Origin of the sequence: Nocardioides aquiterrae, assembly GCF_039526625.1 — a bacterium.
In the GTDB taxonomy this organism is placed as follows: Bacteria; Actinomycetota; Actinomycetes; order Propionibacteriales; family Nocardioidaceae; genus Nocardioides; species Nocardioides aquiterrae.
Map to the genome: position 1 here is coordinate 1 of NZ_BAAAJE010000020.1, position 26,259 is coordinate 26,259.

33 protein-coding genes are annotated in these 26,259 nt (G+C 68.8%); 24 read left to right on the top strand and 9 right to left on the bottom strand.

Annotation, left to right across the window (positions count from 1 at the left end; all coding sequences use genetic code 11):
- Window positions 1–62: 62 nt before the first annotated feature.
- Both ABD086_RS18190 and ABD086_RS18195 read right to left on the bottom strand, forming a co-directional pair.
- Window positions 63–962, bottom strand: coding sequence for an aminotransferase class IV (locus ABD086_RS18190; protein WP_343909026.1), 900 nt, complete (start codon window positions 960–962; stop codon window positions 63–65).
- Window positions 962–1,684 carry a sulfotransferase-like domain-containing protein gene (locus tag ABD086_RS18195; protein ID WP_343909027.1) on the bottom strand — a complete coding sequence of 241 codons (723 nt, stop codon included), beginning with the start codon at window positions 1,682–1,684 and terminating at the stop codon, window positions 962–964. Before ABD086_RS18195 ends, ABD086_RS18190 begins: the two co-directional genes overlap by 1 nt.
- Window positions 1,685–1,811: 127 nt before the next feature.
- Here ABD086_RS18195 and hemQ point away from each other — a divergent pair, with 127 nt between their 5' ends.
- On the top strand, window positions 1,812–2,519 hold the full coding sequence (gene hemQ, locus ABD086_RS18200; protein ID WP_343909028.1) for a hydrogen peroxide-dependent heme synthase: 708 nt from the start codon (window positions 1,812–1,814) through the stop codon (window positions 2,517–2,519).
- A gap of 18 nt (window positions 2,520–2,537) precedes the next feature.
- On the opposite strand, the gene ABD086_RS18205 is transcribed toward hemQ, so the two are convergent.
- Together ABD086_RS18205 and msrB are read right to left on the bottom strand one after the other, a co-directional pair.
- Window positions 2,538–3,911 (bottom strand): FAD-binding oxidoreductase, encoded by a 1,374-nt coding sequence (locus ABD086_RS18205; RefSeq protein ID WP_343909029.1) that lies wholly within the window; start codon window positions 3,909–3,911, stop codon window positions 2,538–2,540.
- Between the two features lie 77 nt (window positions 3,912–3,988).
- Window positions 3,989–4,393, bottom strand: a complete 405-nt coding sequence (gene msrB, locus ABD086_RS18210) for a peptide-methionine (R)-S-oxide reductase MsrB (RefSeq protein ID WP_343909030.1) — start codon at window positions 4,391–4,393, stop codon at window positions 3,989–3,991.
- Between the two features lie 51 nt (window positions 4,394–4,444).
- Here msrB and ABD086_RS18215 point away from each other — a divergent pair, with 51 nt between their 5' ends.
- The 5 genes from ABD086_RS18215 to ABD086_RS18235 all read left to right on the top strand — a co-directional run bounded on the left by ABD086_RS18215 (window position 4,445) and on the right by ABD086_RS18235 (window position 8,010).
- Entirely contained in the window at window positions 4,445–5,533 is a 1,089-nt protein-coding gene (locus ABD086_RS18215) for a ferredoxin reductase (RefSeq protein WP_343909031.1), read from the top strand.
- Window positions 5,534–5,598: 65 nt separating this feature from the next.
- Window positions 5,599–6,789, top strand: a complete 1,191-nt coding sequence (locus ABD086_RS18220) for a fatty acid desaturase family protein (RefSeq protein ID WP_343909032.1) — start codon at window positions 5,599–5,601, stop codon at window positions 6,787–6,789.
- Window positions 6,768–7,070 (top strand): hypothetical protein, encoded by a 303-nt coding sequence (locus tag ABD086_RS18225; RefSeq protein ID WP_343909033.1) that lies wholly within the window; start codon window positions 6,768–6,770, stop codon window positions 7,068–7,070. The genes ABD086_RS18220 and ABD086_RS18225 overlap by 22 nt, the downstream gene beginning before the upstream one ends.
- A 49-nt stretch (window positions 7,071–7,119) precedes the next feature.
- Window positions 7,120–7,557 carry a nitroreductase/quinone reductase family protein gene (locus ABD086_RS18230; protein WP_343909034.1) on the top strand — a complete coding sequence of 146 codons (438 nt, stop codon included), beginning with the start codon at window positions 7,120–7,122 and terminating at the stop codon, window positions 7,555–7,557.
- A 33-nt stretch (window positions 7,558–7,590) separates the two neighbouring features.
- Window positions 7,591–8,010, top strand: a complete 420-nt coding sequence (locus tag ABD086_RS18235; protein ID WP_343909035.1) for an adenylyltransferase/cytidyltransferase family protein — start codon at window positions 7,591–7,593, stop codon at window positions 8,008–8,010.
- A gap of 294 nt (window positions 8,011–8,304) precedes the next feature.
- Here the strand turns inward: ABD086_RS18235 and ABD086_RS18240 are convergent, their stop codons facing one another.
- Window positions 8,305–8,721, bottom strand: coding sequence for a BLUF domain-containing protein (locus ABD086_RS18240; RefSeq protein ID WP_343909036.1), 417 nt, complete (start codon window positions 8,719–8,721; stop codon window positions 8,305–8,307).
- Between the two features lie 84 nt (window positions 8,722–8,805).
- Between ABD086_RS18240 and ABD086_RS18245 the strand changes: the two genes are divergently transcribed.
- The 12 genes from ABD086_RS18245 to ABD086_RS18300 all read left to right on the top strand — a co-directional run bounded on the left by ABD086_RS18245 (window position 8,806) and on the right by ABD086_RS18300 (window position 15,810).
- Complete coding sequence (locus ABD086_RS18245; RefSeq protein ID WP_343909037.1) at window positions 8,806–9,888, top strand: DNA polymerase domain-containing protein; 1,083 nt, start codon at window positions 8,806–8,808, stop codon at window positions 9,886–9,888.
- A 38-nt stretch (window positions 9,889–9,926) separates the two neighbouring features.
- Window positions 9,927–10,400 carry a hypothetical protein gene (locus ABD086_RS18250; protein WP_343909038.1) on the top strand — a complete coding sequence of 158 codons (474 nt, stop codon included), beginning with the start codon at window positions 9,927–9,929 and terminating at the stop codon, window positions 10,398–10,400.
- Entirely contained in the window at window positions 10,397–11,290 is an 894-nt protein-coding gene (locus ABD086_RS18255; protein WP_343909039.1) for a tyrosine-type recombinase/integrase, read from the top strand. Before ABD086_RS18250 ends, ABD086_RS18255 begins: the two co-directional genes overlap by 4 nt.
- Window positions 11,287–11,658, top strand: coding sequence for a hypothetical protein (locus ABD086_RS18260; RefSeq protein ID WP_343909040.1), 372 nt, complete (start codon window positions 11,287–11,289; stop codon window positions 11,656–11,658). Before ABD086_RS18255 ends, ABD086_RS18260 begins: the two co-directional genes overlap by 4 nt.
- A gap of 88 nt (window positions 11,659–11,746) precedes the next feature.
- On the top strand, window positions 11,747–12,049 hold the full coding sequence (locus tag ABD086_RS18265) for a hypothetical protein (RefSeq protein WP_343909041.1): 303 nt from the start codon (window positions 11,747–11,749) through the stop codon (window positions 12,047–12,049).
- Between the two features lie 225 nt (window positions 12,050–12,274).
- On the top strand, window positions 12,275–12,481 hold the full coding sequence (locus ABD086_RS18270; protein WP_343909042.1) for a hypothetical protein: 207 nt from the start codon (window positions 12,275–12,277) through the stop codon (window positions 12,479–12,481).
- Window positions 12,478–12,750: a hypothetical protein gene (locus tag ABD086_RS18275; protein ID WP_343909043.1), complete on the top strand. Its 273-nt coding sequence runs from the start codon at window positions 12,478–12,480 to the stop codon at window positions 12,748–12,750. The genes ABD086_RS18270 and ABD086_RS18275 overlap by 4 nt, the downstream gene beginning before the upstream one ends.
- Window positions 12,747–13,814 carry an AAA family ATPase gene (locus tag ABD086_RS18280; protein ID WP_343909044.1) on the top strand — a complete coding sequence of 356 codons (1,068 nt, stop codon included), beginning with the start codon at window positions 12,747–12,749 and terminating at the stop codon, window positions 13,812–13,814. Before ABD086_RS18275 ends, ABD086_RS18280 begins: the two co-directional genes overlap by 4 nt.
- Window positions 13,815–13,979: 165 nt before the next feature.
- Window positions 13,980–14,393 carry a helix-turn-helix domain-containing protein gene (locus tag ABD086_RS18285; protein ID WP_343909045.1) on the top strand — a complete coding sequence of 138 codons (414 nt, stop codon included), beginning with the start codon at window positions 13,980–13,982 and terminating at the stop codon, window positions 14,391–14,393.
- A gap of 10 nt (window positions 14,394–14,403) precedes the next feature.
- Window positions 14,404–15,039 (top strand): hypothetical protein, encoded by a 636-nt coding sequence (locus ABD086_RS18290; RefSeq protein WP_343909046.1) that lies wholly within the window; start codon window positions 14,404–14,406, stop codon window positions 15,037–15,039.
- Between the two features lie 8 nt (window positions 15,040–15,047).
- Window positions 15,048–15,206, top strand: a complete 159-nt coding sequence (locus tag ABD086_RS18295) for a hypothetical protein (RefSeq protein WP_343909047.1) — start codon at window positions 15,048–15,050, stop codon at window positions 15,204–15,206.
- A 109-nt stretch (window positions 15,207–15,315) separates the two neighbouring features.
- Complete coding sequence (locus ABD086_RS18300) at window positions 15,316–15,810, top strand: phage terminase small subunit P27 family (protein WP_343909048.1); 495 nt, start codon at window positions 15,316–15,318, stop codon at window positions 15,808–15,810.
- Between the two features lie 4 nt (window positions 15,811–15,814).
- Here the strand turns inward: ABD086_RS18300 and ABD086_RS18305 are convergent, their stop codons facing one another.
- A complete protein-coding gene (locus ABD086_RS18305) occupies window positions 15,815–16,009 on the bottom strand; it encodes a hypothetical protein (protein WP_343909049.1) in 195 nt (64 codons plus the stop codon).
- A gap of 92 nt (window positions 16,010–16,101) precedes the next feature.
- Between ABD086_RS18305 and ABD086_RS18310 the strand changes: the two genes are divergently transcribed.
- The 4 genes from ABD086_RS18310 (at window position 16,102) to ABD086_RS18325 (ending at window position 22,123) form a co-directional block, all read left to right on the top strand.
- Entirely contained in the window at window positions 16,102–16,509 is a 408-nt protein-coding gene (locus ABD086_RS18310) for a hypothetical protein (protein WP_343909050.1), read from the top strand.
- Between the two features lie 137 nt (window positions 16,510–16,646).
- Window positions 16,647–19,394 carry a phage tail tape measure protein gene (locus ABD086_RS18315; protein ID WP_343909051.1) on the top strand — a complete coding sequence of 916 codons (2,748 nt, stop codon included), beginning with the start codon at window positions 16,647–16,649 and terminating at the stop codon, window positions 19,392–19,394.
- A complete protein-coding gene (locus ABD086_RS18320; RefSeq protein ID WP_343909052.1) occupies window positions 19,391–20,278 on the top strand; it encodes a hypothetical protein in 888 nt (295 codons plus the stop codon). The genes ABD086_RS18315 and ABD086_RS18320 overlap by 4 nt, the downstream gene beginning before the upstream one ends.
- A gap of 42 nt (window positions 20,279–20,320) precedes the next feature.
- Entirely contained in the window at window positions 20,321–22,123 is a 1,803-nt protein-coding gene (locus tag ABD086_RS18325) for a hypothetical protein (protein WP_343909053.1), read from the top strand.
- A 183-nt stretch (window positions 22,124–22,306) separates the two neighbouring features.
- Here the strand turns inward: ABD086_RS18325 and ABD086_RS18330 are convergent, their stop codons facing one another.
- Complete coding sequence (locus ABD086_RS18330; protein WP_343909054.1) at window positions 22,307–23,101, bottom strand: toll/interleukin-1 receptor domain-containing protein; 795 nt, start codon at window positions 23,099–23,101, stop codon at window positions 22,307–22,309.
- Window positions 23,102–23,695: 594 nt separating this feature from the next.
- A complete protein-coding gene (locus tag ABD086_RS18335; RefSeq protein ID WP_343909055.1) occupies window positions 23,696–24,196 on the bottom strand; it encodes a DUF4760 domain-containing protein in 501 nt (166 codons plus the stop codon).
- Between the two features lie 289 nt (window positions 24,197–24,485).
- Here ABD086_RS18335 and ABD086_RS18340 point away from each other — a divergent pair, with 289 nt between their 5' ends.
- Together ABD086_RS18340 and ABD086_RS18345 are read left to right on the top strand one after the other, a co-directional pair.
- Window positions 24,486–24,728: a hypothetical protein gene (locus ABD086_RS18340; protein ID WP_343909056.1), complete on the top strand. Its 243-nt coding sequence runs from the start codon at window positions 24,486–24,488 to the stop codon at window positions 24,726–24,728.
- A gap of 197 nt (window positions 24,729–24,925) precedes the next feature.
- Window positions 24,926–25,336, top strand: coding sequence for a hypothetical protein (locus ABD086_RS18345; protein WP_343909057.1), 411 nt, complete (start codon window positions 24,926–24,928; stop codon window positions 25,334–25,336).
- 29 nt (window positions 25,337–25,365) lie between these two features.
- Here ABD086_RS18345 and ABD086_RS18350 read toward each other — a convergent pair whose 3' ends face one another.
- Window positions 25,366–26,181, bottom strand: coding sequence for a hypothetical protein (locus tag ABD086_RS18350; protein ID WP_343909058.1), 816 nt, complete (start codon window positions 26,179–26,181; stop codon window positions 25,366–25,368).
- Window positions 26,182–26,259 lie beyond the last annotated feature (78 nt).

Here is a 26,259-nt window from a genome sequence, read left to right on the forward strand (position 1 = left end):
GGAGGCCTTCACCTATCTACGGCTCGCCGTATCCGATCGCACAACGTGCCTGGGCATCACACCTAGCCGACGAGCGTGCCCTCGGTGGCGGTGCGGTCGAGGTACGCCGCGGCCAGCTTGGCGACGTACGGCCCCGGCCGTCCCGCGCCGATGGTGCGGCCGTCGACGGTGAGCACCGGGGTGACCCCGCCCATGGTGCCGGTCACGAACACCTCGTCGGCGTTGTAGACCTCGGTCAGCGAGTAGTCGCCGACGCCGGTCGGGATGCCCGTCGCCGCGCAGATCTCGAGGATCGTCTCGCGGGTGATCCCCTCGGGACAGGCGCGGGTGGTGGAGGTCCGCACCACGCCGTCCTGCACGTGGAAGACGTGGGTCGCGTTGGTCTCGGCCACGAAGCCCTGGTCGTCGAGCATCAGCGCGTCGTCCGCGCCGGCGACGTTCGCCTCGACCTTCGCGAGGATCGAGGTCAGCAGGTTGTTGTGGTGGATCTTCGGGTCCAGCGAGTCCGGCCGGGTGCGCCGGACCGACGAGGTGACCAGCGAGATCCCGCTGTCGTCGTACACGGGCGACTTGAACTCCGCCAGCACGATCAGCGTCGGCCCGGCCTGGTTGAGGCGCGGGTCCATGCCGCTGGTGATCTTGACGCCCCGGGTCAGCGTGAGCCGGATGTGCACGTCGTCGGTCATCGAGTTCGCGGCGACGACCGCGCGGATCCGGTCGGTGATCTCCTCGTCGGGCGGCACCGACGCGAACGCCAGCGCCTGGGCCGAACGCCGCAGCCGGGCCAGGTGCTCGGTGAGCTTGAAGATGCGGCCGCGGTGCAGCCGCAGCCCCTCCCACACCGCGTCGCCGCCCTGCACGACCGAGTCGAACGGGCTGATGCCCGCCTGGTCCCGGTGCACGAGCCGGTCGTCGATCCCCACGACCAGGTCGCGGTTCCGCTCGTCCCACGTCTGCAACATCAGTCCTCCACCCGTAGTCGGTACGGCGCGAGCGCCTCGTAGTAGGGCAGGCACCGCTCGAGCAGCGGCACCAGGCGGTCCGGCAGGGGGTCGCCCGAGCCGCCATCAGTGCGGAACCCGGTCGACGCCTCGACGCCGGCGTACCAGTGCGGCGCCCACACGCCGTCGGTGTCGCGTCGCCCGGCGGGCCAGGACAGCATCGCCTCGTCGAACGCGATGCCCAGCGCCGAGCAGAGCAGGGTCAGGGTCCCGCGCGGGTCGCGGAGGACGTCCGCGGCGTCGACCACCGGCCCGCCGTACGTCTCGAAGAGCTCCCGCTGCTGGGGCAGCCCGAGGTCCTCGAGCGTCGGCTCCCCGCGGACCTTCGCGTAGGACGTCAGGACCCGCTCGGGGTCGCGCACCAGGAAGGCGTGGGCGAGGGCGGCGAGCGGGGCCCGCGGCACCGACGGCAGCAGGTGGTGCGTCATGTGCTTCTGGTACTGCAGCGGCGTCGCCACCGGGCCGGAGGTCAGCGCGTCGACGACGGCCGCCGCGGACGTCGGCTGCGAGGCGATCACCTGGTCCCGCGCGGGGTGGTCGAGGCCGGTCTCGTGCAGGTACGCCGCGTACAGCGGCTCGTCCACGACGGAGCAGTCCGCGCGGCTTTCGAAGCTGCGCATCAGCGCCGTGGACAGGTTCCGCGGTCCCGACCACATCGCGATGCGCACGATCCGGGTCGTCATCGGCACCGAGTCTGCCCGGTTGTCCCTGTCCCGCGGGACAGCGGGCCCGAGAACGTCGGTCGCGATCGCTCATCACCACCGGGAGGCCGGCTACGGGCGGGATTGAGCCCGGGGCGACAATGGGGGCATGAGCAAGGCCCAGAAGACCCGGGAGATCAACGACACCGTCCGCTACACGATGTGGTCGGTCTTCGCGCTCGCCGACCCGCTGGGCCCTCCCGAGGAGGGAGCGGACCGCGCGGCCGAGGGCGCCGAGGTCGAGAAGCTGTTCGCAGAGCTCGCCGAGTCCGACGTGGTGGTCCGGGGCGTGTACGACGTCTCCGGCCTGCGCGCCGACGCCGACCTGATGGTGTGGTGGCACGCGGCGACCTCCGAGCAGCTCCAGGACGCGTACAACCGCTTCCGCCGGACCGCGTTCGGCTACCGCCTCGACCCGGTGTGGTCGCAGATGGCGCTGCACCGGCCGGCGGAGTTCAACAAGAGCCACGTCCCCGCCTTCCTCGCCGACGAGGAGGTCAAGGCGCACGTGTCCGTGTACCCGTTCGTGCGCTCCTACGAGTGGTACCTCCTCGAGGACGAGGAGCGCCGCCGGCTGCTCGCCGAGCACGGCCGGATGGCCCGCGACTACCCGGACGTCCGCGCCAACACCGTCTCCAGCTTCGCCCTCGGCGACTACGAGTGGCTGCTCGCGTTCGAGGCCGACGACCTGTCCCGGATCGTCGACCTGATGCGCCACCTGCGCGGCTCCGAGACCCGCCGGCACGTGCGCGAGGAGGTGCCGTTCTACACCGGCGCCCGCGTCGGGATCGCCGAGCTGGTCGAGCGGCTGCCCTGACCTCCTCGCGCCGCCCGATCAGCCGACCGGGTGGTGCCCGACGAAGACCCCGGCGGGGTCCGCGGCGGCACGGGCGGAGCGCAGCCGCTCCCAGCGGTCGCCGTACATCGGGGCGGGGTCCACGTCGGTCTCGGTGAAGTTCAGCACGAGCGAGCCGGTGCTCCACGGCGCGAGCGCCGCGCAGAGCGCGGCGGCGTCCGCCCGGCCCTGGGCGGCGGCCTCCGGGAAGGGCGCCACCGCGACCGCGAACAGCGCGTACTCGCCGTCCAGGTGGGACGCCACGCCGCCGCCCTCGGCCGGCCGCCCCAGGGCGCCGCCGAGGTGCCGCAGCTCGCCGAACAGCAGCGAGGTCGTCGTGCCGGGGCCGATCTCGCCGAGGTACGCCGTGATCGCCTCCTCGGGCAGGTCCGCGAGCACGGTGTGGTCACTGACCGCGGGCACCGGCGTGGGCGGGTCCATGTGGACGCCGGTCAGCCCGACGGCCGGTATCCGGCCGAACGTGTCCATCTCGGGCTGGAGCTCGCGCAGCGGGGTGAGCAGCTCGGCCGCGCGGTCGTCGTCCTCGAGCACCGCGCCGTCGACCACGACGAGCTGGCGGCCGCTGAGGAACGGCGGCAGGTCGGGCAGCGGCGGGAAGCTCATCACCCGGAACGACGTGGTCACCGACTCCGGGACGTCGCGGGTCCAGGCCGCCCAGGCGCGCATCACCTCGGGGGCGCGCTCGCGGTCCCAGAGCAGCATGCCGGCGTACACGTCGGGGTACGGCAGCAGGTCGATCTCGAACGCGACGGCCACGCCGAAGTTGCCGCCGCCGCCGCGGACCGCCCAGAACAGGTCCGGGTTCTCCTCGGCGCTGGCGCGGACCACCGAGCCGTCGGCGGCGACCAGCTCGACCGCGCGCAGACTGTTCGCGGCGACCCCGTGCCGGCGTCCGTAGAACGAGAGCCCGCCGCCGAGCAGGTAGCCGGCGACCGACACGTCGGGGGAGCTGCCGTGCATCGCGGCCAGCCCGTGCGGCGCCGCGGCGGCCACCACCTCCTGCCAGAGCGTGCCGCCGAGGACCCGGGCGGTCCGCGCGTCGGGGTCGACGGTGACGCCGGTGAGCTCGTGCACGCGGACCAGCACGACGTCGTCGAGGGCCTGCTCGCCGAGGGGGCCGGCGCCGTGGCCGGAGCTCTGCGGAGCGACACGGAGGCCGGCGGCGACCGCGGCCCGGACGACCTCGCCGACCTCGTCGGCGGAGTGGGGGACGGCGACCGCGGCGGGGCGCTGGTCGACGGCGAGGTTCCAGGGGGTGCGCGCGGCGTCGTACCCGGGGTCACCGGGGAGATGGACCCGGCCGCCGCACAGTCCGCGCAGGCCGTCGGCGGGGGAGAGGGGGGTCGTGGTCATGCACAGCACGATGCTCCGGCCCGGCGGGCGGCGGGGCGGGTTTGCCGAGCCGTCACCCGTTGGTCTGGTCCACCCCGCTACTGCCCGTCGGCGGGCTCCAGCGTCAGGCTGATCGAGTTGATGCAGTAGCGGTCGCCGGTCGGCGTGCCGTACCCGTCGGGGAAGACGTGGCCGAGGTGCGAGCCGCAGTTCGCGCAGCGGACCTCCACTCGCTTCATGCCGTGCGAGTTGTCCTCGAGGTACTCGATGGTGTCGGTGATCGGCTGGTAGAACGACGGCCAGCCGCACCCGGAGTGGAACTTCGTGTCGGACTCGAAGAGCTTGGCCTGGCACGCCTTGCAGCGGTAGACGCCGGTGGCCTCGGTGTCGGTGTACTCGCCGGTGAACGCGCGCTCGGTCCCGGCCTGGCGGAGGACGGCGTACTCCTCCGGCGAGAGCTCCTCGCGCCACTGCTCGTCGGTCTTCTCCACGGGGTAAGCCATACCCCTCAGGGTAGTTGACCCATTCAGAGAACAAGTGTTCACTGGGGTCGCATGGCCGCCACCATCCCGTGGACCCGGCTCCGCACCGCCGGGGCCAAGCTGACGACCCCCCTGCACCCCGACGACTACCTGCGCCTGCTCAACCCGCTCTGGAGCGAGCGCGAGCTGCGCGGGCGGGTCGAGGAGGTCCGCCCGGAGACCGACGACGCGGCGACCCTGGTGATCCGCCCCGGGTGGGGCTGGCGCTACGACCACCGCCCGGGCCAGTACGTCGGCATCGGCGTACAGGTCGACGGGCGTTTCCAGTGGCGCTCGTACTCGGTGAGCTCGCCCCCGCGGCGCGACGGCCGCACGATCACGATCACCGTGCGCGCGATGCCCGAGGGCAAGCTCTCCAGTCACCTGGTGAACGGCCTCGCGCCGGGCACGATCGTGCGGCTGGCGTTGCCCGAGGGCGACTTCGTGCTGCCCGAGCCGCCGCCGGCGAAGATGCTGTTCCTCGTCGGCGGCAGCGGCGTCACGCCGGTCATGGCGATGCTGCGCACGCTGGACCGGCGCGCGCAGAAGGACGGCACGCCGATGCCCGACGTCGTCATGCACTACTCCTCGCCGACCCCGGAGCGGATGATCTTCCGCGACGAGCTGGACCGGCTCGAGGAGACGTACGACGGGCTGACGATCCACCGCCTGCACACCGACACCGACGGCATGCTCGACCTCGCCGACCTCGACCACATCTGCCCCGACTGGCGAGAGCGCGAGACCTACGCGTGCGGGCCGGCGCCGATGCTCGACGCGATCACCGAGCACTTCGAGGCGGCGGGCCTCGAGGACCACCTGCACCTCGAGCGGTTCTCGCTCGAGCTCGGCGGCGACGGCGGCGAGGGCGGCACGATCACGTTCCGGACCACCGGCAAGACCATCGAGGCGGACGGCGCGACGACCGTCCTCGAAGCCGGTGAGGAGGCCGGCGTCGGCATGCCGTACGGCTGCCGGATGGGCATCTGCCACACCTGCACGCTCACCCTCGTCAGCGGCAAGGTCCGTGACCTGCGCAACGGCGAGGAGTTCGACCAGCCCAACGAACAGGTGCAGACCTGCGTCACCGCCGCGGTGGGCGACTGCACGCTCGACATCTGATCCACGGTGGTCGAGGTGCGAGCGAAGCGAGCCTCGAAACCACCCAACCGGAAGGACTGACCCACATGGCGATCTCGGACGTCCAGGAGTACACCCACCTCACCGACGAGGAGGTGGAGCAGATCGGCCGCGAGCTCGACGCGATCCGCGCGGAGGTCGAGGAGTCGCGGGGCGCCGCGGACGCGGCGTACATCAACCGGATCATCACGATCCAGCGGTCGCTGGCCGCGGCCGGCCGGGTGGCGCTCTTCGCGTCCAACCGCAAGCCGGCCTGGGCGGCGGGCGTCTCGATGCTCGCGCTGGCCAAGATCCTCGAGAACATGGAGATCGGCCACAACGTCATGCACGGCCAGTGGGACTGGATGAACGATCCGGAGATCCACTCCTCGAACTGGGAGTGGGACACCGCGCAGCCGGCCGAGCAGTGGAAGCACAGCCACAACTACGTGCACCACCAGTTCACGAACGTGCTCGGCTACGACAACGACATCGGGTACGGCATCCTCCGGATGGCCCGCGAGCAGAAGTGGTCGCCGTTCAACCTCGGTCAGCCGGTCTACAACAGCCTGCTCGCGCTGCTGTTCGAGTGGGGCGTCGCGCTGCACGACCTCGACATCGAGCGGATCCGCAAGGGCGAGAAGGACCCGAAGGAGATGAAGCGGCAGCTCAAGCAGATCTTCCGCAAGGGTCGTAACCAGGTCATCAAGGACTACGTCGTCTACCCGGCGCTGTCCGGGCGCAACTGGAAGACCACGCTGAGCGCGAACCTCACGGCGAACGTGATCCGCAACCTGTGGTCCTACGTGATCATCTTCTGCGGCCACTTCCCGGACGGCGCGATGCACTTCACCGAGGAGGAGATCGAGGACGAGACCCGCTCGGAGTGGTACCTGCGCCAGATCCTCGGCGCCGCGAACTTCAAGGGCGGCCCGCTGCTGCACATCCTCAGCGGCAACCTCGGCTTCCAGATCGAGCACCACCTGTACCCCGACCTGCCGAGCAACCGGTACGCCGAGATCTCGGTGCGGGTCCAGGAGCTCTGCGACAAGTACGACCTGCCCTACACGACCGGTCCGCTGTACCGGCAGTACGGCCAGGCGCTGCGCACGATCATGAAGCTGTCGCTGCCGAACCGGATGACCTCGAGCGACCAGCCGGAGCCGCCGACGCCGTCTCGCGACCGCAAGCGGAAGACCGACGCCGAGCGGCCGCCGCGCAGGAAGGAGCTGGGTGGATGGATGCGCACCGCCTCCTGACCCAGCGCCTGACCACTCGGAAGTGGGTCACCCAGTGTGCGCTCAGCCGGATCTGCGGCGTCTGCGGTGAGTCGCTGGGCCGGCCGATCGCGTTCCGTGGCACCACGGCGGAGGTGGGCCGCAACGCGTTCCACCTGCCGCCGATGCACCTCGCGTGCGCGGCGTCGCTGGGTGACCGGCCCGAAAGCGAGCTGGTGACGACCGCGGGCTTCGAGTTCGTCCGGCCCACGGCGTACGACGAGGACCCGCGGCCGACGTTCCAGCCGAACTCGCTGCTCTGAGGACCTTGTCCTCTGGCGGCCGCGGGCTCCCGGACCCGACCCTGGAGGCGTGCTACCGCCTCGCTGGTTCGTCGTGGCCTTCTGGCACGCGCACCGGGCGCTCCTGCGCCTGACGCGTGGACGGGTCGGGCTCTGGCGCCCGAAGCCGGGTGGCTGGGGCGCGCTGTGGCTCACCACCACCGGGCGGCGCTCCGGGGAGCCCCGCCGCGTCGTGGTCGGGTACCTCGAGGACGGCCCCGACCTGGTCACGATGGCGATGAACGGCTGGGGTGCTCCCGAGCCCGCGTGGTGGCTGAACCTGCAGGCGCACCCGGAGGCGACGGTCCGGACCAAGGACGGCGAGCGCCCGGTGCTCGCGCACCGGGCCATGGGCGACGAGCGCGCCCGGCTCTGGGCCCGCTGGGCCCTGGTCGACAAGAACCTCGACGGGTACGCCGCGCGCCGGCCGCACGAGACCGCGGTCGTCGTCCTCTCGCCGCGCCCGTGACGGCGGTGCCGGCTGTCTTCGTAGGCTGACGGCATGGCCGAGCCCGTCCGTGTCTACGTCGACATGGTCGGTGACCTGTTCCACGCCGGGCACGTCGCCCTCCTGCGCGCCGCGCGCGAGCTCGGCGACCAGCTGGTGGTCGGCGTCCTGTCCGACGACGCGGCCGCCGCGTACAAGCGCCGGCCGATCATGACCCTGGCCGAGCGGGTCGTGGTGATCGAGTCCTGCCGCTATGTCGACGAGGTGATCCCGGGCGCCCCGCTCCGCCTCACCGCCGAGTTCCTCCACGAGCACGACCTGACGCTCGTCGTGCACGGCGACGACGTCGACGACGAGGTGGCCGCCGACGTGTACGGCCCGGCCGCGAGCACCGGGCGGCTCCGGCTGGTCCCGCGGAGCGGTTCCATCTCCACCACCGACCTGATCGCCCGGGTGCGCGAACGGCCGGAGTAGCAGGACCTGTTACCCAGGGGTTTTGAGCACTTCCATGGAGCAACCCCCGCTGTGCCGGGTCGTGTGCCTGAGAACGCGCTATAGCGCGGTCTCAGGCACACGACCCGAACATCGCGCGGCCGCAACCCCGAGCCCACCGCGGGGTGCTGACAGGCGAGGGCGCCGCGTTCGCCGTACGGGGTCTCGACAAGCTCGACCAACGGTGAGCCGGGAGCAGACCGCAACCCCCGCCCACCGCCCCGTTCGCCGCCTGTCGTTCGCAACCCCCACCGACGGCAAGGTGCCGGCACCAAGTCAGCGCATGTTCTCGCGGAACAGCTCGAGCAGCCGGTACGCCGCGCGCGAGCTGTCGCCCAGGCCCGAGCCGACCGGGCGGCGCAGGAAGTCGGTGAAGCCGCTGACGCCCTGGAGGTCGGCGCCGCCGAGCTCGCGGAACCCCATCGACCAGTCCGGGAACCCTCGTTCCTCGACCTCCTCGCGCAGCACGACGAGCACGCCACGGTGGCGCGGGTCCCGCTCGATGGAGGCGAAGGTCGCGTCGACCACGTCGTCGGGCCCCTCGAGGTTCTGGATGATGTTGCCGCCGCTGTAGAGCAGCATCCCGGTCACGCCGCGCTCCTCGTTGCGGGGCCGGACGTCGACCAGCAGGTCGACCAGGCCGGTGGTGTCGAGCAGGTCGGTGGCCGAGCTGACGTAGGTGAGGGAGATCACGTGCTATGTGTACCCGCCCCGCCGTCCGTGAAGTCCACCGGTCGTGCGGCTCCGCCGGGGAACCCGTGTCCTAAGGTCGGTCCCATGCCGAAGCCACCCGCCGCCGAGGTCGAGGCCGGCGGCCGCGTCGTCCGCGTGTCGAGCCCGGACCGGGTGATCTACGAGGCGACCGACCGCACCCCCGAGGTCACCAAGCTGATGGTCGCGGAGTACTTCGCGAGCGTCGACGACGGGCTGATGCGGGCGCTGCGGGACCGGCCGACGGCCCTCGAGCGGTGGACGTCCGGCGTCCGGCCCGGCATGAAGCTCGCCACCGGCCCGCAGGACAAGGACGCCGACGCGTTCTACCAGAAGCGGGTGCCCAAGGGCGCGCCCGACTACGTCGAGACCGTCCAGGTCACCTTCCCGTCCGGGCGTACGGCGGACGAGATCTGCCCGACCGAGATCGCCGTGCCGGTCTGGTGCGCCCACATGGGCACGCTCGTCTTCCATCCGTGGCCGGTGCGCCGCGATGACGTGGACCACCCCGACGAGCTGCGCATCGACCTCGACCCCCAGCCGGGCACGACGTTCGCGGACGCCGTACGCGTGGCCGGCGTCGCCCGCGAGCTGCTCGAGGAGCTCGGCATCACCGGCTACCCGAAGACCTCGGGCAACCGGGGCGTGCACATCTTCGTGCGGATCAAGCCGGAGTGGGAGTTCACCGACCTGCGGCACGCCGCGATCGGGTTCGGCCGCGAGCTGGCCCGCCGCGACGGGGGCGTGACGGTCGACTGGTGGAAGGAGGAGCGCGGGGAGCGCATCTTCGTCGACTACAACCAGAACAACCGGGACCGGACGATCGCGTCGGCGTACTCGCTGCGCCCGCTGCCGGGCGCGCCGGTCTCCACGCCGGTGACCTGGGAGGAGCTGGCCGGCATCACCGACCCGGCCGAGTACAACCTGTTCACGGTGCCCGACCGGGTCCGCGACGGCGACCCGTGGGCGACCATCGACGACACGGCGTACTCCCTCGAACCGCTGCTCCGGCTGTGGGAGGAGCTGCCCGGCGGCGAGCTCAACTTCCCTCCGGACTACCCGAAGATGCCGGGCGAGCCGCCCAGGGTTCAACCCAGCAAGAAAAACGCTCTGAACTGGGAAGACGATGGTGTGACACGTCGTGAGTAAGCAAGCACAGCGCTCACTCACGCGATAACCTACACCCAATGGATTCTCTTGTCAGCGTTCTCGCGACTTCCGGCTGGGACGTCCTTACTTCGATCGGCACGTTCGTCGGCGCGCTAGCGACTGCCGCGGCGGTCATCGCAGCCCTATTGATCAACCGTCGTGACCGGCGCGCAGCTGACGAAGCACTCACACAGCAGCTCCGCGCTCAGCGGATCGCCAGAGAGCGGGAACATCACCTCGATCTGTTGATCAACCTCCAACAGCAAGTTGCCCAGGCAGACCGTGATGGTGCCGCATTCGAGCTCGGCGAGAGCCTGCTTCTCGCCCTGCCCGACGCGTCGGCGCTTCCCGCGACGCGTCGACTGTTTGCGCCAAGCCGTGAGGAGTTCGCGTCGCTCCCGCAGTACGAGGACGTCTACATGGGTGTTGATCCAAGCGCAAACAAGTGGCTGATGCGGCAGCACGCGAAGGGCGAGGTGGCCGGCGAGATCCGGAGGGTGGCCCAATCTTGACCGCTCGCCTTCCCGACCTGCACCGGTCTTTTGCCCGCCACCTTCGAGCGGAGGGCAAGTCCGAGCGCACGATCACCATCTACGGACAGGCGATCACGTTCTTCTCGAAGTGGCTCGAGGAGCAGGGTCGACCAGCGGACCTCGACGAGCTCAATCGGCCGGCCATCCGCGAATGGCTGGCCCAGCTCGCCGAGGTGAACGAGCCCTCCACCGTGAAGACGCGCTACCGCGGACTCTTCCGGTTCTGCGGGTGGCTCGTCGACGAAGAGGAGCTCGACGAGAACCCGATGAAGACGCTGTCGCCGCCGGAGCCAACGAGCAAGCCGGTCCCCGTGCTCTCTGACGGGGAGCTGACGGCGCTGATGAAAGCGTGTGCCGGCAAGGACTTCCGCGACCGCCGGGACGAGGCCATGATCCGCGTGCTGCTCGATGCAGGCATCCGTGTCTCCGAGCTGTGCGCACTGACGGTTGACGGTGTCGACCTCGACCAGGGAATGGCTGTCGTGAAGGGCAAGGGTCGCAAGGTCCGGCCGATCTACTTTGGCGCCCGCACCACACGCGCCCTCGACCGGTACCTCCGGGTACGCGCACGAGAGCGCTGGGCACACCTCGACGCTCTCTTTATCACCCAACGCGGCGCCCTCAGTCCGGACGGCGCACGCGAGCGCATGAAGGTCCGCGGGGAGCAGGCCGGCATCGCAGACCTGCACCCGCATCGGTTCCGTCACACCTGGGCGCACGACTTCCTGATGAACGGAGGCCAGGAGCGCGACCTCAAGCGCCTTGCTGGGTGGACCTCCGACGTCATGCTTGAGCGCTACGGGGCCTCGGCCGCGGACGCGCGCGCCAAGGCGGCTGCCCAGCGCATGAAGAGAGGTGATCGGGTGTGAACCTCGAAGCCGACGTCGTGTGGCGGGCGTGTATCGACGATCGCGGGAGGCTGTCGAAGGCCCGCCGAGCCTCCGCGACGGAGGTGCGCGATGCCAAGGGACACTTGGTCGCCTACCTCGTGCGCACCATGGGCGGGGACCTCTGGGTGCGACGAGACCCGTGGGTAGAGCGCGACACTTCCTTCGGCTGGGAAGTCGGCTGGACGGACGACGGCATTCAGCGGGCGGAGTGCGGAAGCTGCCAGCGATCGTGGCTGCTCGATCCACGCAAGGTCGACCACGGACGACGCACCATGCGCCCGACGGACTTGAAGCCTGACTCGCCGAGTGACGCTGAACATCCCGACGACAGCACAGCGTTCGACTAGACTGACCAACGTCGAAGCCTGAGCCGCAACTTCGCGGCCGGACCGCAACCAAGCTTGAGGCAGCGCGGACAGTCCGACAGGACTGCTCATGCCCAAGAAGGATGCCGCAACCGAGCGGCAGTTGGTTGCCAAGATCGCAGCGCACGAGTCGTGGGCCCAGACGCCGAATCGATCCGCGCGAACAGCGCCCGCTCGCGCCGCGCTCGATCAGAAGTTCCTCGACGCTGCGGGCGGAGATCCGGTCCGCGCTGCGCATCTCCGCGAGGCGCACTTCGCGCGCCTCGCCCTGAAGTCGGCGCAGGCCCGACGCAAGGCTCGCGAGCTCACCGCGACTGCCGAGGCCGCAGAGTCCGAGCTGGCTCAGACGGGTGGTCTCGATGGAGCTGCCTGAGAACCGAGAAAGCCGCCCCACCCGGGCAGAGGTGGAAGCGGCCAGCATCTCGACGGCGATCAAGATCGACTCCAGCGTAGCAAGTGCTATAGACCCGCACTGCTGCGCCGCGCTGACGCTCGACGAGCGCATGACTGCTGCTCGGTTCGCGATTCACTGTGCGGTCGACCGGTGCGCGCGGACCGTCCTGCGAGGTGAGGACCGATGAGGGGCCATCTCGCGGTCGTGATCGGCGACAACTGGGCGGAGGTTTCCGGTCACGGCTCACGACAACTGCTGGTCGACATGACCGGACGTCCGCCGGTCTGGCTGACCCGTTCCCGGGCGTGGTCGACGACCCCGAAGAGCGCGCGCGATCTCGCGGCCCTGGCCGAACTCCGCGGCTACGACGTCACAGTCACCGGCGCCGACCCGGGGGAGCGGCGATGGTGAGCGGCGACTACCTCGACCACTTCCGCGCCCGGGTGCTACAGGACGCGCTCAACGAGGCCATGGCCGCGTACTGGCTGCGTCGGGCCGAACAGTTCGAGGCCGCCAGGCCGACGCTGGCCGACTTCCGTGGCGAGGCGTCCGCTGCTGAGCTTGGCGCGCGCTGGCGCGAGCTCGACGAGGTCGCACGGGCTTGCCGAGCGCGTGCGGCGGTGTCGCCGCTGTCGAAGATTTCACCTGAGGTCATGGACGCGCTCGGGGTGGTCGCATGACCCAGTGGCAGACCGACGACGTCGTCACGACCCTGGAGCCGGTGTTCCGACGCTCGTGGAGGCCGGTCGACCTCGGCGAGGTGCTCGAGGGTTCCTGGCAGCCGCCGGAGGCCAGCGTCGGGCGCCGTTCGGACGGGGTAGGGCTCTTCTACCCCGGCAAGGTCCACACGGTGTCCAGTGAGTCCGAGGGCGGCAAGACCTGGCTGTGCTTGTCCGTTGTCCTCGACGAGCTCAAGGCCGGCAACAGCGTGGTCTACGTCGACTTCGAGGACGACGAGGGCGGCATCGTGGGCCGACTTCTCACCTTGGGCGCCGACCGTCTGGCCCTCGCTGAGCGGTTTCACTACGTGCGGCCCGACGACGCGCTCGGCACCGGCGTCCATCTCGACGACCTCACCGACCTGCTCCGAGACGTGCGACCGACCTTGGGGGTGGTCGACGGGGTGACCGAGGCGATGACTCTGCATGGGTTGTCGCCGAACGACAACTCCGACGTCGCGAAGTTCGGTCGAATGCTGCCGCGTCGGCTCGCTGCTGCTGGGGCGGCCTCTGTCTCGCTGGACCACGTCACCAAGTCCAGCGAGACTCGGGGTCGCTACAGCCTGGGCGCCGTCCACAAGCTCAACGGCCTCGACGGTGCCGCCTACGTGCTGGAGAACCGCACCTCGTTCGGTGTCGGACTCACCGGACGCTCGACCCTGCGGATTGCCAAGGACCGGCCGGGGCAGCTTCGCAAGCACGCGCTCTCGCATTCCAGTGGCCTGCACTGGATGGGCGACCTGGTGCTCACCTCGCACGGAGAGGGGTTCGCCGAAGTTGAAGTCGCCGCGCCCGTCGAGACGGCCGCGACCGAGTTCCGTCCCACGTACCTGATGGGCCAGATCTGCGAGGTGATCGAGAAGGCCGGCAAGCCGCTCTCGGGCGCCCAGATCGAAGCGCTCGTGAAGGGCAAGGCCACCTCCATCCGGCAGGCCCGGGCGCTCCTCCAGGTCGACGGCTACCTCACCGACAGCACGCCCTTCTCGCTGCTGAAGCCGTGGGATGGAGGCGGTCAGGATGACTAGCCCTCGTCCCCTCGTCCCCGCCTCGTCCCGCGTCGTCCCGGACGACCCTCGACCTACCTCGTCCCTCGTCCCCCTCCCTAAGGGGGGACGAGGACGAGGGTCGGGTCAACGGTGGCGACTACGGCTTCGCCTCGTCCCTGATCCTTCGAGCGGCGGTGAGGAGCGATGAGCCGCATCCCCGAGCCTCCGGAGTTCATCACTAGCCCTGGCGACTACACGGTGGACCGCCTGACTGCGGAGATGGCCGGCTGGATGATCCGACGCCCAGAGTTCAAGGCACTTCGGATCGCCGCTCGAGGTGAGCACCCAACTGTCTTCAACTACCTCGTCGCGGTCTCAGCGCTCGGCGACAAATGGTGTTCGTCACAGGCACGAACACCCCTCACGAACACGGACGAACAGCCCACAGAGTTGAGGTCGTGGGTCACCTCGAGCGAGGCGGCCGACCTCCTAGGGGGCGGTCCCCGGGCGGTGCAGCAAGCCATCGCCCGGGGCCGGCTCAAGGCGACGAAGGTCAATGGGGTCTGGCGGATTGAGCGCGAGGACCTGGAGCACTACCGAGCAACACGAGCAGCGTGAGGAGTCGAGGGTGTCGAACCTGAAGCATCGCGAGACCGCCGACCGGATTCAGCGCGAGTACAACGAGAAGGTCGCTGCGCTCCGCGCCGATCGGGACCTGTCGGATGAGGGCCGCAGCCGTCAGCTCGCGGAGCTCTTCGACAAGACGCAGCGCAAGCTCGACGAGCTGGCTGAGGCTGAGCGTTCGGAGCTGTCGTCCCGGTACGCGGCGCTCGAGTCGAAGCTGTACAACACCCCGAGAGCTGGTGCTGACGCTGGGTCGCACGCCATCTCCATGCGAGACGCAGCGGACCGGGCCGCCCAGCTCGCCTCGCCCGAGGAAGCTGCGCGACTGATGGCGAGCGCGGAGTCCATGGGTGACTCCGTCCTGGCCCGAGCAATCCTGCGCCGCGTGGTCGAGCAGCCCGCCGGCCCGAGCCGTCACGCCAACGACGCATGGGAGGCGATCGCAGCCGACTACGTCGATCGACATGGCGAGGTGCGCTCCATCGTGGAGGAACTCGGGGAGATCGAGCGCCTGAGCAAGCCCCAGATGTTCTCGCCCTTCAAGGCTCACCGACCCGATGGTGTGACCCACCAGATGGTCAGCGCCGCTGCCGGCACGAAGCCGACGGCCGAACTCAGCGACGCTCTGCGAGGTGCCTGATGCGAGTCATGACAGCCGCTCAGTACGCCCGCATGCGTGCCAAGAACCACCCCGAGGAGGCCAAGCGCACACGTGAGCCGGTCTACCTGCCGGGCATGACCGCGGCGGACTCGACGGCCGGGGGCGACCCGCGGGACCCGCGTCCTGAGCCCAGGATCTACCGGTGAACGGGCGTCGGAGGGTGGGGGGTGGCCCCTCTTGTGCGCTCAGCCTGCCGGACTGCGGGAGGGCAACTCGTACTCCCGCGAAATCGTCGGTTCTGGGACAGGGGCGCCGATGAGCCGCCCCGGCCGGAAGCCGAAGCCGACCCTTCAGGTCGTCCGCGAGGGCAACCCGGGTCATCGGCCGGTCCGCGACGGCGTCACTCTTCCGCCAACCGCTCTCAAGGAACCGGACTGGCCCGAGTGGTTCGCCGGCGACGACGACGAGACGACCTACGCCCGCGACACGGCCGCGGAGCTATGGCGCCGAACAGCCCCGACCCTGAGCCGCTCGATGGGGCTGGTGAACGAGCAGGGCGAGGTGCTCACGGACTACTGCGTGACGTGGGCGCGCATCGTGCAGGGCGAGCGGTCCCTGACGCGCGACGGAGTTCTCGTCGAGTCAGGCCGCGCAGACCGCGGCCGCGTGAAGAACCCGTGGACAACGGTGCTGAATCAATACCGGTCACACATGCGGTCGCTCGCTGGCGAACTGGGGCTCACGCCTTCGGCGGCGTCCCGCCTGGTACGGCCGCCGGTGGATGGCGGGGAGGACGATCCCTTTGACTAGGCGGTCACTTCGACTCAAGCGCCGCCACACGCCCCTCAAGGCTGTCGACACGTTCGCCGAGCGCATCCACGATTCCAACGAGGCGCTTGAGTTGGCTCGCGACCTCGTTGCCTCCAGCGGCGAGGTTCTTCGTCAACTCCGCGTTCGTCAGCAGCGTGTTGTGCAAGCCGTCGAGGATCTTGACGAGTTCTGGGTCCATCAGTCTTCTCCTTGCTCCAGGTCGGTTGCCTCGAGCGTAGGAGAGTCCACCGGTCGGGGTAGGGAGCCTGCCCCGACCGGTCTGGAGGGCTCATGAGTACCGATCGGGCGCAGCGCCGCCTCGCCGACGCCCTCGGCGCACTTGACCAGGTCGACGGCGGCATCGTCGGTTTGTTCGCCGGCCTGGACGTCAACATCCCTGTTGCGCGGGCCGCTGGCTTGTGGCACCTCGCTGAGGTGTACGCGGAGTTGCGCAGTGTCGCGGAGGGCGTGCTGGCTGGAGACGAGCGGCTCGCCTCGGCCCAGCGGAGGCTCCTCGAAGCGCTCTCGGCGCTTGACCAGACTCCGGGCGGGATCGCTGGCCTTCAACTCGGCCTCGCGGCTGCGATCCCGCTCGCGGAGGACATGGGCTCGCCGGAGATGGCGAACGTCTATCGGGCTGTCGACCTGCTCGCCGCGTCAGTACACGACGACCTTACCGAGAAGTTGCTTGACCGGTAGGTGACTGCGGCCCGAGGGCCGCCCCCACAACTGAACACCCCCGCCTGGCCGCACACAGGCTCCATCACCCGGCCGCACACGGGTCCCTTCGAAAGGACCTCCTGTGTGCGGCCCACGGACTGACCACCGCCCCTCGCGTGCGGCTTGGGGCGGTGGTCTGCATGGTTGACCGCAGCGTCGTCTACCGATTCGTCGGGGACTTCAAGTCACTCTCGGCCGGCCTAGCGACCGCGGGTCGTAACGTCGCCGAGCTCGGCACGAAGATGACCGCGCTCGATCGCAACGGCGCCAAGATGCGCGCCGGCCTGACCGCTGTCGGATCCACGGCGGGCAAGGTTGGTCTGGTCGCCGCGGCGGGCGTCGGTGTCTTCATCGCAAGCGCCGCCCGGTTCGACAAGTCCATGTCGGCGGTCCAGGCAGCCACCCATGAGACCGCCGGCAACATGGAGTTCCTGCGCGCCGCGGCTATCAAGGCTGGCGCGGACACGGTCTACTCCGCGACTGAGGCCGCGGGAGCGATCGAGGAACTCGCCAAGGCCGGCGTCAGCACCCAGGACATCCTCAGCGGGGGCCTGTCGGGTGCGCTCTCCCTGGCTGCCGCTGGCGGGCTGGAGGTCGCGGACGCCGCCGGTATCGCCGCGATCGCGATGCAGCAGTTCGGCCTCTCGGGTGCACAAATCCCGCACGTCGCCGACCTCCTCGCAGCCGGAGCTGGGAAGGCCATGGGCTCCGTGTCCGACCTCGGGATGGCGCTGAAGCAGTCCGGGCTGGTCGCGTCGCAGGCCGGGCTGTCGATCGAGGAGACCACCGGTGCCCTGGCTGCGATGGCCTCGGCTGGCCTGCTCGGCTCGGACGCGGGCACCTCGCTGAAGCAGGCGATCCTGTCGCTGGAGAGTCCGACGACCAAGGCGCAGGGCGTCCTCGAGCAGTACGGCATCAGCATCTATGACGCCAACGGCCAGATGCGGTCCATGACCAACATCGCCGGCCAGCTTCAGGCGGCGTTCAAGGGCAAGTCCGACGCTGAGCGGAACGCCGCCCTAGCTACGATCTTCGGCTCCGACGCGATCCGGGTCGCCAACGTGCTCTACCAGCAGGGCGCCGAGGGCATCCAGGACTGGATCACCAAGGTCAACGACCAGGGCGCGGCGGCCGAGACCGCTGGCAAGCGGCTCGACAACTTGGCCGGTGACATCGAACAGCTCAAGGGCTCGCTCGAGACGATGTTCATCGGAACCGGCGAGGGCGCCCAGGGGCCGCTGCGGAAGCTCACCCAAGGGCTGACCGACAACATCAACGCCTTCAATGACCTCCCCGGCCCCGCGCACGACGCGACCCTGGCGCTCGCCGGCCTGACCGCCGTCCTCGGTGGCGGAGTCTGGACCACCGGCAAGGTCGTCTCCGGGATCTCCTCGACGAGCGAGGCCCTGACCAATCTCGGCGTCTCCTCCGAGCGCGCAGAGAAGTCCTCCCGGCTGCTGTTCCGCGGCCTTGGCACCGCCGCCGGGCTCGGCCTGTTCGCCCTCGGTGCCGAGAACGCCAGCACGGCCGTCGGCGCCCTGGAAACAGCACTGGGCGGCGCCCTGACCGGGTTCTCCCTCGGCGGGCCATGGGGTGCCGCGATCGGCGGCGCGACCGGGCTGCTCGGCGGGTTCGCCACCGCCAACCGTGACGCGGCCGCGAACGTTGACGCCCTGACCGCCTCCCTGGACCAGCAGACCGGCGCGCTGACCGAGAACACCCGGACCACCATCGCGAACATCCTGGAGAAGGAAGGTTCACTGAAGGCGGCCCGCGAGCTGGGCATCGGCCTGGACCTGATCACCGACGCGACACTTGGCAACGCCCAGGCCATGGCCCAGCTCGAGCAGATTCACGCCGCCTGGGTCGACTCCCTGCACACGGGCTCTCAGGAGTCCAAGGACGCCGCCTATGACCAGTGGGGCGCCTGGCAGACGCTGCTCAAGGGTATGGGCGAGGGCACTCACGACCTGGAAGAGGCGCGCGCCGGCCAGAGCCGTCTCTCGGAGGCCACCGACAAGACCACCGGCAGCACCAAGACCTACGGCGTCGCCGCGCGCCAGTCCGCCCAGGCCTCGAAGCAGGAAGCCGCCGCCGTCGCCGACGCCACCAAGGCCATGGAGGAGAAGCGGTCCGCCACACTCGCCGCGTTCGACGCCGAGACCTCCTACCGGCAGGCGCTCAAGGACGCCACCGAGCAGGGCAAGAAGAGCAACGCCGGCATCAAGGGGACGACGGACGAGGCGCTCGCGAACCGTGCCGCCCTGTCGCAGCTCGCCGCGGCATGGAACAACCAGTCGGCCGCGGTGCGCAACAACGAGCAGCGGTTCAAGGCAGCACGGCAGGCGTTCATCCAGACCGCCCAGGCGATGGGCGTGTCCGAGGCCGCCGCCAAGTCACTGGCCGATCGGGTGCTGGAGATCCCGAAGTCGCGCGTGATCGAAACCGACGTGAAGACGTCGAAGGCGCTGTCGGCGATCGACAGGCTCAAGCTCTCGTTGGCACAGGTGAAGTCGAAGGACGTCGAGGTGCGCGTCCACTACACGGCCATCGGCAACAAGATGGCCGCCCTGGCCGCGTCTGGTGCCATCCCGACACCCGGACACGCAACCGGCGGCTACATCACCGGACCCGGGACCAAGACCTCAGACTCCATCCCCGCGCTGCTCTCCAACGGTGAGTACGTGGTCCGAGCCTCGGCGGTCGACCAGTACGGCATCGAGCTGTTCAACGCCCTCAACGCCCAGAAGTTGGCCGCGGGCGGGATCGTCTCCCGCGACGCGCTCACCCTGGCCGCAGGCGGCACCGTGACCACTCTCGGCCCGTGCGCGGTGCCGGCCGAGCTGATCGGAGCCGCGGCGTGACCCTGATTGCGATCGCCTGCAAGGGCGACCATGCCGAGTTCGTCACCGACTCAATGTCCTACACCAAGAACCTCGGGAAGCTGGGGCACACCTCCAAGAGCATGCTGATCCCACACCTGGACGCGGCCGTGCTCACCGCTGGAGACGGTGCGTTCGGAGCGGAAGCGAAGTCGACGGTTCTGCACCAGTCCGGCATGGTCCAGACGTTCGACGACCTCGTCGAAGCGGTGCCCGCCTGGCTCGGAGACCTTGAGGACCACCTCCTCAACGAACTCGGCGATCGACACCTGAAGCTCGCCCCACCCACCGTGTTCCTGGTCGGCTGGTCCCACCGGCGTAAGAAGTTCGACGCCTACCATCTCGCCACCGAGAACGGCTTCGAGCCCGAGCGGATCTCTGGCGTCCACGTCATGCCCGCAACCTGGACCGAGCGCCCGACCACGATCGAGCTGAACCGCCTCCGCGACGAGGCACCCGACATCCACCCCGGCGTCTGGGACGAGTGGCGCAAGAAGCCCAAGCGCCCGGTCCCGCGCGGCCTAGGGGAGTGGATGACGCTCGGCTACGAAGTGCGCGCGCACCGGACCTTGCAGGACTTCGCCAAGACCATCGTCGGCGGCCGCCTCTACTACACCAGGCTCGAACGCGGCCACATCTCCACGATGCAGCTCGCCGAGTTCGACGACCACGGCGAGGAACTCGACAAGCTCGTCGGCTGGACCCAGCACCCGGTTGCCCAACAGCGTCCGTGCCACTGCGAGAGCGGCAAGACCTTCCTCGAATGTCACCTTGCCGAGTGGTACGCCGACGGCCACACCTGCGACTGCGGCTCCGGGAAGCCGTTCGGCGAGTGCTGCATGACCGCCACGTCGACCACGACCTAGTCCGATCGCTCACACGAGCCCAGCCACAGAACAGGACCGCTCATGAGACTTGCACCGATCCCAACCCCCGTCATCACCGGGCCGCGCAACAGCGGCGGCATCTCGTTCCGCGCGGTCCTCGGGACCGTCACGGCCGAGCTGCTCGAGGCGCGCAACGACGCTGAGACCGCGGCGACCGCTGCGGCGACCGCGCGGACCGGTGCCGAGACTGCCGAGACGAACGCCGAGACAGCGCAGGGGCTCGCGGAGGACGCGCGCGACGCTGCCGAGGCTGCTCAGGCGGCGGCCGAAGCGGTCGGGAGCACCAACGACTCGATCATCGCAGGACGGATCAACGACTCGGCTTCGGCGACGTCGGCTGCACTTACCGCCTCGACTGCGGAGCAGGCTGTAGGCCGCATGAGCCGCTCCAAGCATGCTCCCGCTCTCGGACTGTACTTTCCCGAGGCCGAGGGTGGCGGAAACGCGGCCAGCGCCGCGACGAACGATGCGGCTTTCGCGGCCGCGATGGCCGCCGCTGTAGCCGGTGGCGGTCGGTTGTACGCGGAAGGCGCCTACAGTCTCAGCTCAACGTTCGTCATCACTGGACCAGCGGACCTGTCCCTTGCGACGCTCACGGGCAACGCCTCGCCGCTGGTAAAGGTGGGCGACGGAGCCACGGTGCTCTCTCGTGCAACCGTGTACATCGGTGACGTTGTGCGGCTGGCCAAGGCCTGGGGTCTCTCGCCCGGTCCCGGCGCCGGGGTCATCGGGACCGACGTCGGCGTGCGGATCGATGACACCCGCACGTGCACCATCCACATCAAGCACGTCCAGAACTTCTCCGTCGGTGTCGACATCGCCGACGACGCCGGATCCCTCTACAACCGGTACTTCATCGGCCACCTCGACAACAACGCCATCAACCTCCGTGCCGCCACGACGGGCGCGGGAGGGGCAGCGAACGAGTCCCAGTTCCATGGTGGCCGGTACTCCCACAACTCCGGGGAGGGCACGAACGTCGCCGGAACCCGGCACATCGCCTTCCTCGCGGGAGCATCGAGCGGGCCGAACAACATGCAGTTGTTCGGTGGGTCCATCGAGGGCAACGTCGCCGAGTACCACGTGGAGTGCGCGGGCGGCTACAACCAGTTCATCGGCATGAGGTGGGAGGCCACGACGCCGAAGGTGCTGTTCACCAGCGCGTCCGCGCAGCGCAACTGCATCCGCGGCGGCTACGGAGCCGAATCCATCGTGGTCACCCAGACCAGCAGCGCCTCCAAGAACACCCTGGACGCCCCGGGCTCGAAGTACCGCACCGCATCGGCCGCCGGAACGGACGGCGTGTTCGTTGTCCAGAACACCAGCAGCAGCGACCAGCCGGCATGGACCATCCTCGACGTCACCGGCGACCCGTTCGGCTCTGGCGGAACCGCCCCATCGGCGACGTACTGCGTCACACTCACCGCCCAGCACCTGCGCGGCAAGCGGACCGCGGACGCCAACCCCCGAGTCGACCTCGACTTCAACAACGGCAAGATCGGCTTCGGCTCCGGCCCCAGTGCGATCACCCAGTTCATCCGCCAGGAGGGCGCGGCCCTCCTCGGCTTCCAGGGCACCGGCATCTGTGCCTCGACGGACGCCACCTACGACATCGGCCAGGCCGCGGCCAACAGGTTCCGCCACGCCTACCTGTCCGGAGACATCAAGGGCGGAGGCGTGGTCAAATCCGGCGCCGGCGCCACTGGCTCCCGACCAGGCGCCGGAGCTGCGGGTGCTGGCGCGATGTGGTTCGACACCACCCTCGGCAAGCCCATCTGGTCGACCGGATCAGCGTGGGTCGACGCTTCGGGGGCGTCTGTCTGATGGCCGACATTCAGATGTCCGCCGACGGACTCGCCGCTTTGGATGCCCTGGTGGAGGAGGTGGAACGCACACCGCTTCCCGCCACAATCGGTCCTTTCAACGATCAGGCGACGCGCGCAGTCTTCGCAAGCGGCTACCTCTACGCGACCCGTCAACTTCTAGCGCTAGCCCGATCGAACGCCGCTACGCCCCGTGCATCCGCATAGACATGGACGTGAAACCAGAGCCGTCCCAGGGCCCAATACCGGTGATCGCTGCCTGCGCATCGACGCCGGTGGGAAACACGACTTCAACGACGAAGCGGTTACCCGCCATCACTGGGTCCGGCCAGGACGTAGCAGCCCACGTGTCATGAACAGCCTCGTGCACAGAAGCCATCCCGGCATACCCGAGTAGCCAGCAGGAGATGTCTTCCACTCGAGTGGTCGTCTCGACCCTGACGGCCATCTTCTCTGCCCAGTGTTGGACCTCGAACTGATACTGGATGAGGGCTGGGTTGTGCGGGTCCACGACGGACCCGAGCAGTACGACGTTGGGAGTTGTCGCTACGCTGCTCGGGAGCTTTGTCCCCGTGGCAGCGGCGTAGATCTCTGCCACCCACTCGTGCTCGGTCAATCGATCGAGGTCGATGTACTTCTTGGCTTCGACGAACGGCGGCACTTCGGTCAACCCCCCCATCTTGATCGGCACCACGAAGTCGGGCCGCTCACCTCCGATCTCTTGTGTCAGCGCGCGCTTCAACTCAGCCTGGACCCACGGCTTCTTGATGGAAACCGGCGACAAGAAGACGAAGAACCGCTCCGCGGCGTCCATTCCCTCAGCGATCTTGTCGAGGAGGACTTGGCCACCGGTGATTTCGAACGTGTCCACCCACGGATCGAGGTCCGGATGGTGCTCGAGCAACTTGCCGTACACCTGAAGCATCCGGCCTTTGTCTTCGCTCGCATGGCTGAAGAAGATCCGTCGACGCTCTGCCACCTGCGCACCTCCCAGGCTTCATGCCCCTGCTTGCCAACGCTAGTTCCTACCCTCGGGAGACTACGGACTTCACGCATGCGCCACAGGGCAATCACAACACACTTCCGGCGGGGCTCAGGGCCGGTGGGCGAGGTCCCAGAGTTCGCGGACGATCGTCGTCGCACCGCCAGCCATGACGAAAAGTTCGCCCCGGCCGACGAGCTCCGGACCGTAACCGAAGAACATGCCAGCGCGGGGCTGTACGTCCACGTGGTTTGCCCGATCATTGATCTCGGATCAGATATCTCAAGAACTCGGTTCTTGTGCCCACCTGAAGTGGATCAGTGGAGAGAATCTCGTAATCGACGACGTTTGCGGAGCCCCCGACTTCATGATCGACCCGCCGGGCGTTCCGGCTGGGGGTCATGACGACGACCCGGCACCTCCTGATGCTTGTCGATGTTGTTGCCAGACGAGCTGGTCCAGCGCAGATCGCAGATTGTGGACGATGTCGCCCAATACGATGCCAAGCTCGGTCGGTGGCTCCTCACGAAGTTGAGCGCTGCATAACCCACCAACCGTCACTGTCCTGCTCCAAGAAGAGCCGCGGCCACATCAACCTTCCTGGGTCACCTTCGCAGGTGACTGTGCCCTCTCCTCGTGCCACCGGACCGCCTCTTGGCCGAAAGACCTGAGGTTCGGCCACGACAGCCAGGTCTGGTTGTTGTCGCGATCTGCGATAAACGGTTGCGCTTGCTGGAAGGCCCGGGCGAGGGTGTGTCCCCACTCCTGGAGTGCCTCCGCGCGGTCGATGTACCCCTTCTCGACATACATGGAGAAGACGTCGAACATCGCCAGTGCCCGGTTAATCGCCTGATAGATCTCGGCGTCGGCCTCGGCGGGCGACATCCTCAGCCGCCGAGCGCTGCCCTCGTCGTGGATGTGCTGGTAAAGCAGCCGACGTCCGCGCTGTAGGTCCTGATCGATAAGCCGCTCGTGCATCTTGAGGAAGAGGTCTCTGCGGTCTTGGCGACGGCGGTCCCGGAAGGTCAGTCCGTTGATCGTCAGCGCGAACAAAGCGATTCCGAGTGAGATCCATGGGAGTGCTTCGTCCATGGATCGAAACGTAGCCGCAAGATTAGAGTTCGCGCCATGGACGATGCGTCGTGGCTCACTCTCGCTGGCGTCGCTGTCGGCGCTGGGCTGTCATACGGAGCGAGCGCTTTGACGGAGCGATCCCGCTGGCGCAGGGAAACATCCGCTCGATGGGAAGACCGGCTTGTCTCGGCGGTCGCGGACTACGCCTCCGCGCTCAAGATGCAATCTCGGTTCTGTCTGAGAATCTCAGGCAGCTTCTGGCCCCGACATGACAACCAATCCGATAGACCCGCTTAAGGGGGCCAAGTTGGTCGCACAGTTCGAGGACGAACGGGCGGCGCACTTCGAGCGACTACTCCTGCTGGCACCTGGGGAGGTGGTTGCCGCAGCCCGGGCGTGGCACCAGGCGGTCTGGGATCTTCATGTCATCGCGGATGGTCCCGCCGCAATCGCGCAGCCGGAATTCCAGCTCCGGCTCGAACGAGCCGCGGAAGCGCGAGACCGGTTCTATGACGAACTGAAGAGTTGCCTGCGACCACGCATGTGGTGAAGGGCAGGTGGTTCCGCGGCATCCCGGACGAGGGTGATCGATGCCCGGGAGACCTTCTAGTTAGGGCCCGCCCCTCTTAGACGAGCCTTCTGGCGCCCTGGCGGGCGCCTGACTTCAACCTCGGCTCCGGGAACTTCTTGTTCGGCGTTAGCGCAGGCGCGTTCCCGACCTTCTGCATCTCTGAGTATCGTGCCGTCGTGGCAAGTGACGACGAGCGACTACTTGAGGTTCTTAAGTGGGAGTACGACACCTTGCGAACCGAGATCATGGCAAGGCAGTCTCCCGGCTATGGCTTCCTGACAGTCCCAGTCGCGGTTGTTGCGTTGATCGGCGCGCTCGCGACCTCTGACTCAATGGAGCCGCGGGCTCGATGGGTCCTAGTACTTCTGGCTGGGCTGGTGGTGTTCGCCAGTCTGTGGTGGGCCCTCAACGTGTCTCGCGGGATGGGCAAACTGTCGGAGCGCATCGCGGAGATCGAAGGGATCGTAAACGGCCTCCTCGGCGACTGGCCCAGCGGAGTAGGCCTGGTCTGGGAGACCCGGACCCGGGCGCAGCGATCGGCCTGGGGACGGTTCATTCACGGCGACACGCAAAGGCATCGTGGTTGAGGATTCCCGGCCACCGGGCGAGTCCCCAGCTATCTCGGTTCGGGGAAGTTTTCGTTCGTCAGCCCGCCGGCTGGCAGCTGCAACTTCGCACGCGCCTGCCCGGATCGGTGCGCGTTCCATGCCCGGATCGTTAGCGCCAACCCGACCGTCTCGTTGATCCGCCCGCCTCGCACCCTCAGGCGAGTGATCCGGGACCGAAGTTGAGCGATCGGATCCGAGCTCGCGATCCCGTCGCCGTCCGAGACGCGCATGAGGAACCAGGTAGCGGCCTCGGCATCAGTCTGGGCAAATAGGTAGTGACAAAGCCCGTAGACGGACGCGGGGAGGCTCTCGCGGGACGCCAGGTGCGCGGCCAGGTCGGCTGATGCCCGGATCTCGGGGTGGTCCGTCAAGAACTGGTTCATCTCGAGCGGCGTCGGCTTGATGGCACCCGTGTTCGTCTTCATCCCCCTGTCCCACATGACCGCGCGCCGGCAGACGGCTGCCAGGGTGGAGGTGTTCTCCTCGCCCATGAGCTTCAGCGCGTCGGAGTACGTGCGCTTGGCGCCGGCATCAACGGTGGGCATGACGTCAGGGGAGAGGCCGCGGACGATGACCATCGGAACCGTCTGGCCGGACTGCACGATGGCGTGCAGGCGGTGTTGGCCGTCGAACAGCTCGCCGCTGCCAGAGAACTTCACGGTCTCGCCGTTGAGCATCCAGTGGCCGGCTTCCATGTCGCGGGCGTAGGAGTCGACCACCGGGCGCCGCAGGTTGCGGTTGTTCGGGTTGCGTGAGAGCCAGTCCTCGGCGATCGCGGGGGAGACCTCGACGATCTCGACGGTGGGTGTGGGCTTGCTGGGCATGGGACGGCCTATCTTCAGTGCGGACTGAAATTGCGGTAGCCCGCCCCGTGCGGAGCGGGCGGGGCGGTGGCGAGCGCT